12 protein-coding genes are annotated in these 6,754 nt (G+C 42.4%); all 12 read right to left on the minus strand.

The features are described from left to right. Positions 1-5: 5 nt before the first annotated feature. Positions 6-1,124, minus strand: coding sequence for a helix-turn-helix domain-containing protein (locus tag HMPREF9442_RS05250; RefSeq protein ID WP_008626154.1), 1,119 nt, complete (start codon positions 1,122-1,124; stop codon positions 6-8). 387 nt (positions 1,125-1,511) lie between these two features. After that, entirely contained in the window at positions 1,512-1,706 is a 195-nt protein-coding gene (locus HMPREF9442_RS05260; protein ID WP_008626158.1) for a hypothetical protein, read from the minus strand. Beyond that, complete coding sequence (locus tag HMPREF9442_RS05265) at positions 1,699-2,034, minus strand: DUF4406 domain-containing protein (RefSeq protein ID WP_157183525.1); 336 nt, start codon at positions 2,032-2,034, stop codon at positions 1,699-1,701. Before HMPREF9442_RS05265 ends, HMPREF9442_RS05260 begins: the two co-directional genes overlap by 8 nt. A gap of 4 nt (positions 2,035-2,038) precedes the next feature. Next, positions 2,039-2,590 (minus strand): nucleoside triphosphate pyrophosphohydrolase family protein, encoded by a 552-nt coding sequence (locus HMPREF9442_RS05270; protein ID WP_008626162.1) that lies wholly within the window; start codon positions 2,588-2,590, stop codon positions 2,039-2,041. Positions 2,591-2,730: 140 nt separating this feature from the next. Next, a complete protein-coding gene (locus HMPREF9442_RS05275; protein WP_147639884.1) occupies positions 2,731-3,051 on the minus strand; it encodes a phiTE_072 family protein in 321 nt (106 codons plus the stop codon). Positions 3,052-3,053: 2 nt separating this feature from the next. Next, on the minus strand, positions 3,054-3,374 hold the full coding sequence (locus HMPREF9442_RS05280; RefSeq protein ID WP_008626167.1) for a hypothetical protein: 321 nt from the start codon (positions 3,372-3,374) through the stop codon (positions 3,054-3,056). Between the two features lies 1 nt (position 3,375). Continuing rightward, the gene (locus tag HMPREF9442_RS05285; protein WP_008626169.1) at positions 3,376-3,591 is read right to left on the minus strand and encodes a hypothetical protein; all 216 of its coding nucleotides are present in this window, start codon (positions 3,589-3,591) and stop codon (positions 3,376-3,378) included. Between the two features lie 81 nt (positions 3,592-3,672). Further along, positions 3,673-3,840, minus strand: a complete 168-nt coding sequence (locus HMPREF9442_RS16520) for a hypothetical protein (RefSeq protein ID WP_008626171.1) — start codon at positions 3,838-3,840, stop codon at positions 3,673-3,675. 37 nt (positions 3,841-3,877) lie between these two features. Beyond that, positions 3,878-4,735: a phosphoadenosine phosphosulfate reductase family protein gene (locus HMPREF9442_RS05290; protein ID WP_008626173.1), complete on the minus strand. Its 858-nt coding sequence runs from the start codon at positions 4,733-4,735 to the stop codon at positions 3,878-3,880. Continuing rightward, entirely contained in the window at positions 4,732-5,424 is a 693-nt protein-coding gene (locus HMPREF9442_RS05295; protein WP_253271030.1) for a DNA methyltransferase, read from the minus strand. The genes HMPREF9442_RS05290 and HMPREF9442_RS05295 overlap by 4 nt, the downstream gene beginning before the upstream one ends. A gap of 19 nt (positions 5,425-5,443) precedes the next feature. Then, entirely contained in the window at positions 5,444-6,499 is a 1,056-nt protein-coding gene (locus tag HMPREF9442_RS05300; RefSeq protein ID WP_008626177.1) for a DNA cytosine methyltransferase, read from the minus strand. Continuing rightward, positions 6,492-6,754 (minus strand): hypothetical protein (locus HMPREF9442_RS05305; protein WP_008626179.1); only part of this gene is annotated, 263 nt, incomplete at its 5' end. The genes HMPREF9442_RS05300 and HMPREF9442_RS05305, both read right to left, overlap by 8 nt.

The following is a 6,754-nucleotide window of genomic DNA, read 5'->3' on the forward strand; positions in this document are numbered from 1 at the left end:
TAATCCTATCGGATAGGTACCGGTTTCACTCCAAACAACTTGTAATTGTGGCTTTCGTATTTATAACGCCAAATTACTATATTGGAATCAAGTTCATATTTCTCAGACAATGCTTTCAGCTTATTTACGATATTTCTCGTCGATATGCTGTTTGTTCCACTTTCCATCATCTTCTTCCAAATGTGTTTGTCTATGAGTATGTCTTCGGCAAATGTGTTTGCTTCCTTTTCCTGTTTGTTGTCCAAGGAATATGTTTCGTCCGAGGATATGAACAAGTTTTCCACGTCGTTCCCATTGAAGTGCAGTTCTACATGTCCTAATTCATGCAACACGTTGAATACAAGCCTGCTCATGTCATTATAACGGTGCGTGGTAATAATGGCAGGTGTTTCTCCAGTCATCATGGAAACTGCGTCAATAGGCGTTTTATCTAATTTACGGACAACGGAATAGGAAATGCCGTGGTCATTTAAAACTTGTTTTAGCGTTGCTTCCGTCAATGTGCCTTTGTGGACATGCCCGGCTATTGTTTTAGCTGCACTGACACCACCGCCTTTCGTATAAGGTTGCAACGGATTGTTTTTAATGGCACTTATATAGGCCAAGACAAGCCATGTGTTCTGATTTCTTTCATCAAAACTAAGTTTGTCGCTCTTCTTATACAGGGACTGACGGACAAAATTCATTTTCCCTATTTCCAAAGGATTGAAATTCAAAAGCCCTGAAAGTATTTCCAACTTTTTCTGTATAAAAAGACAAGCATTTATTCCAAGCCGCTTATACAATTCCGGCAAATTCAACAAGGAAGAAAGCATCATTTCGGTAGCTATGGCTTCCTTCTCCAGATTGTCACGCCGTTCGATGGCTTTCGTGTCTTTGTCATATTGCAATTGAAGCTTCATCCACATGTCTGCCGGAATATCCAATGCAGCTTCCAATTTTGCGGCAATAGACGGGGTTATATTTTCCCCTTTCAGCAAACGGGTGACGTTGGGCTTTTGCATCCCCATCCTTTCTGCAAATTCAGTTTTCTTCATTCCGCGGGCTTTTATCTCATCGGCAATTATTTCACTCGGATGAGTGGCTACGAAAGGAATCGTTTCTTTTTTGCTATTTGTCTCCATAATGCTCGCTTATTTCAATCAGGCATATCCTGATTCCATTTTCAAATTCTTCAAATATGAGCCGATATTTGGAAGTGAATCCAATCCGTACACTTGAATAGCCCTCGTAATCATAATGCAAAGGCTCGTAGTTGAGTTTTTTTAAACATGTGTAATTCCTTGACATTGTCAACCGGTCTCATCAAGTTAATCACCATGCGCAAATCCCTCATGAATACGGCGTTGCTTTTCAATTTCTTATATCTTTTATCGTTGCTTTTGCCGGTTTCTATAAACAACTTCAGCTCTTCATCCTTATATTCTATGTTTAGCATAAGTAGCTATATTCCTTGTCATGGTGCAAATATAATACAAAGTTATCAATAATGATAATTTTGAAAATGGAATTTATATAATTTTATCTCTCTTCGGATTCAACAGGTACTCAATATCTTTTTGGGGAATCCCTAAAAACAGGAGTGCTTTCCTCATATCGTCCTCCGGGATAACCCTTTGTCCGTTATCGAGAACGCACACCGTTATCTCAATATCTAAGAGCTTCACTTTGCCCTTACTTACGACTTTTGGCATATCGTTATTCATTTTCCACCTCCTTTGCGTAATGGCCCAACATTCCATAGTTCGTAAGTATCTTCTTGTCATAAATACGTGCGGCTTCCATTTCGAGTGCGCATCCTTTGGATTCCACCCATCCGGGCAGGACAAGGACCGCATCGCATTCAAGCAATGCGGTGATGCCGCGCCCGATGTGTCCGGCATAACTTGATTCGGGGTCTGAAGACACTTCCAAAGGCGACACCGCCTTGAAGCCATGTTTTTCTATCTGTGCGGCAGCTGACTTTATGGCTGATTCCACGTCTTCCATGTCCCGTCCGCTGATGGGAAGGCTTATGTAGATTCTATTCTTCATTGTTTCAATACTTTTTGTTCCCATGTTTGTAACTCCTAAGTTCGTTGTAGCGCATCTTCTTTTCGATGTGCCAATGTATATCAATTCCGAGATGCATGGCAAGTCCGAATATCTTCAAAAATGCGACCTGTATCTCAAAACTTATCACCGATGCAACTATATTGAAAACGGATTCGGTAAATGTTTTGTCTTTGTATATACGTGAATATTCTTCAATCACTTCATATTCCAGGCAAGAGCCATCCAATTGGATGCCGTATACTCCATGCCAATCGAGCAAGCGTATCACGGCATCGGCAAGTTCGTCCTCGACAGTGTCTTTGATGTATTCGTCGAAAGCGACCTTGTAGGCATGTTCCGGGTCTTTTGTGAAACGCGATATGAAATCTTCAAACGGGTTCCTGAACGCGTGCATCCTTTTCCGGTCGGCTTCCAAGGCTTCCATCAGTTCGGATATGACCAGGCAGAGGTAATGTTCGTTACTGTATTCTTCTTCGTGCCAACCGTGTTCGCAGGCTGTCTTATAGGCACGGTCTCTCAGTTCGTTCAAGTTCATGGGTCAATCCTCCTTATTTTCATTTTTGATACTAATGAAACTATTATGGCTAAATGGAAAGGGAATACAGATAATGAGTATTACCGTACCGAGCCAATGGAAAAAGTCCTGAAATATAAATTCTAAGATTTCTAACATACTCATTCCTCCGTATTAACTAATTCCTTCTTAATCGCCTCTTTTAGGGCTGGCAATACCTTCGATGCAAACCTTTTGCAACAGTCTTCCATTTTCTTTGTACTGCATTGATAAGAAACACTTTGAAACATTTTGCGTGAAAAATAATCTTCATCAAGATGTAGGATGAATTTCCGTATATCTTCTTGAATAGACCAGCAGTAATTAAAATTACCCCAATCTGTCATTGCAAAGAACTCTTTGCTATCTGTTAAAATCACTTCACCCAACCAACAATTAGAAGCGGTTCTCAGTGAATATCTATATATTGTTTCTTTTGCCATTTTCATTCCTCCGTATTAGGTAGTAAGTCCTCAATGTATGCCCAAGCTATCATATTATCATTTTCTTGATATATAACATTATAATCACTATCGCAAGTAATACTATGTTGGGTTAGCATCATAAAATCGTTTTCTGTATCATGTAAAATCACAAATGCCCTAAATGGCTGTGGTACATCTTTTGCATCATGCCACACGCTGTTGATGCGCCACTCTGCACCATGATAAAAACCTTTGTATAAAGCATCCTTATCAATGTTGCTTATCTCATATTCTCTATCAGCAAATTCATCTGCTGCTTTTTCAATATCTTCTCGTTTCATATCATACAAGTAATTTTAAACAAGACAATATTCTATCAACAGGGATAGCTGTTATATAGTCTTTTTCGTTAAATGCAGACAGTCCGTTTTCCCTTCCATGCAAGAAAATAATATCTTTCCCATTTACTTTCCTTATACACCATGCAAACTTTCTTTCCATGTCTGTTCCAACTGTTACCATAAGGCCAATCATAGAATTCTTTATATCTTCTGTCATAATATTTCTCCTTTCCACCTGTCCCGACAGCTACCACATGACTGCCAGGAACAGGTAATATAGTTTTGTTTTACTCATCTGTTAGATAAATCTTATATTCCACCTTTTTCCTTTAAGTTGGGGAAATGTTTTCAATAGAGTGTCTTCCAATTCTTCCTCTGACATAAGAGGAACTCTGTAGGTGTATATAATATTTCCAACGTATTTTCCCTCACTCCATACATGAATTTCTTTAGATCTGCCTTTCATCTTCAAATCAATTTAAGTGCTTCAATTAAACTATCATTCATAATTCAAAATCAATTTTCTGTTGCAACACTTCATCGGCATAGAACTTGTCGAAGCTCTTGTCGCTAATCCACCAGTTGAAGCCGAACTCCGCATCTTGGAAGTTGTGGTTGATATATCCACCATCAATTAACTTTTGGATGGTCTGAATCCACTTATGTCTGGCATGGGGAAAACGTTGGCAATCTTTAATCTTTTGTTTGTAATTCGACATCGGGCATAAAATGCAGCCAATCCGTCTGGAACCTTCATCGTACAATGAACAATGCGGAACCTTCACCACCTCGTTAAGGAACTCCCAGACATCACGCTCAGTCCAGTAGATGATTGGTGAAATTAATATCTTGTCCTTCCCCCCTACACAAATTGCCATTGTTTCTTCGTGTTCTTCCCACTGGTCGAACGTTCCGCTGAACGATGCTTTGCCATTTTTGCCGGTCTCAAATTCATTACGTTTAGCGCGTCTTTTGCTTTCCTGATTGCGGATGCCTGTCAGCGTAACCTTTCCTGCACCGGATGTTTCCTTGAACTCGGCACAGCACCATCGAATAGTTCGTGTCGGAATTAGATGTTTTTTTAAAGCCATATCGTAGATACTCATCTTCGGCTTTATCAGCTCCACGTCTGGATAATTCCGTTTCACAAAGCGAATAACCTCTGGTGGGTCTACACTTGTAAGGTTCATGTGGGCCTTGAATTTCACTCCTGCCAGTTTTGCAATATGGTATAATGCCTGACTATCCTTTCCACCGGAGAAAGCCAAATAGAATCCGTTTTCCGGGTCAAGGCGCAAAGCCATGGGTTCGGCCTTGCGCAAAAGGTTGATGGAGTAGTCTATCTTTTTATCCAATTTCATAATTCAAAAAGTTCTTTTTGTACATATACATTGCCGTTTCTCAGTCTAATTTCTCCCAAACACTCTTCCCGAAATCGTTTCTCCTGCGCATCGAAATACTCTTTGTCTATTTCCGTCCCGTAGAAATCGAAGCCCATCTTGTAGGCGGCTATCCGGCTGCTCCCGCTACCTAAATGGGTATCGAGGATCTTGTCGCCAGGATTGGCATAGTTCTGTAACAACCATGCGTACAGAGCGACCGGCTTCTGTGTCGGGTGAATCCGTTTTTCATTTTTACGTTTATCCCCTTGCTGAAGGTGTCCTTCTTTCAATGATTTACCTTGGCACATTCCGTTCCACATGTAGGTGAACATTCTTACCGTATCAATCATGGAACAGAAGGCGATTTCACAATCAGAAAAGGAACTTTTCCCGTTAACTTTATTCCAGACAATTCTGCCGGAAGAGAAAATACCATAAGGGTAGTAGTTCACACCCCATACTATTTGTTCTTTGCTGACCCTGAACAATTCTTCAAAGAAGCGTTTTAAAGGAATTCCCCAATGTTTTACCTTGTATGCCGGCCGTTTTATGCCGAAGGATGAGATTTCCTTCCCATAATAGCCTAATTTGTTGGGTCCGTCAAAATACGGAGGGTCAACCACAGCCAGTTCAAAGAACTTGTCGGGAACGGACTTCATGTATTCCATGCAGTCCATGTTATATACTTCACTTATCGGGTGTGTATTCATAGGTCTCTTGTATTGCTTTGAATATTTCGTAAACCACTTGCGGTACTACCGCGTTTCCGTAGGCTTTGATGGATTCCTGCCGCCACTTTGGAAAGGTGATACCGTCCAGTCTACCGGAAAGCCCATCATCTCCGCTACAAACAGGGGATTGAGTTGGGAACTTTTCCCAGTTTGATGGGCTACCAAATGGTTCAGTTCCGATGTCCGGGGAATACCGTCTTTCCTGTCTTTTGTCGTTCCGGCATTGTGACAACTCGCTGTAGGCGTTGGCAACAACTCCAATGGCATGAATGCCGTCTTCCCCTGTCCATTGCATATTTTCAGCCCCTGTGTCTGTACGGTCGGCAGGAGTTCCCGGATGGAATAAGGGTTGAGGTTGCTCATTATTTTCTTTTGCCGTACCGGATTTCCATTTGGTTTCCGCCTGTCCTCCATTACAGCAGGTGTCGGTAGCAATACGCCTTGCGATAAACCACACCCTGTCCCTGCGGTGGGGTGCTCCGACGGCACAAGCCGGAATAACAAACGGCCGGACGGAATATCCCTCACGTTCAAGGTCACGGCAGACGGTTTCGGCAACGTATTCCTGCCGCAGCAATGTTCTCTTTCGGTCAGCCTCTCCGAACAAAGAGGCTTCGCTTCCCACTTCAACCTCCTCGCCGGGCTGTACCATCGTGAGGATGCCAGCAACGTTCTCGCCAACGACCCAAGAGGGCTGTATCTCCCGTATAGCCCGTAGCATTTGAGGCCAGAGGTAACGGTCATCGCCCGCTCCCTTTCGTTGTCCGGCAAGGCTGAAAGGTTGGCAAGGGAACCCTCCTGAAAGAACGTCGATTCTCCCCCTCCATGGGGTGAAATCGGTTTTTGTGATGTCTGCATAGTGCTCTGCATTTGGAAAATGGTGGTTTAAGATTCGTGTGCAAAATTCGTTTATCTCGCAATGGAAAACGTTTGTCCATCCCGTCCATTCGGCGGCAAGGTCAAAACCTCCAATCCCGCTGAACAAGCTGCCGTGTGTCAACTTTCTATCCATCGATTCCGAACTTAATCTTAATCAGGTTGATGATGGCTTTATATTGCTTCTCGTAGATTGTGCCTTTATGCGTCTCCTCTACTTTCTTCTCGAACTCCTCCAGGCTTCCACGGAAACAGCCGCAGGTTATTTCGACTTTATTTCCCTTTGTCTTATAAGCATGCGTATGTCGGTTGAATGAACCGAAACAATCAAAGCCACAGTGCATGTGATCGTTCTCAACCCGAGCATTGCCGTACACCTGAGCATTGCCGG

Origin of the sequence: Paraprevotella xylaniphila YIT 11841 (assembly GCF_000205165.1) — a bacterium.
GTDB classification, from domain to species: Bacteria; Bacteroidota; Bacteroidia; order Bacteroidales; family Bacteroidaceae; genus Paraprevotella; species Paraprevotella xylaniphila.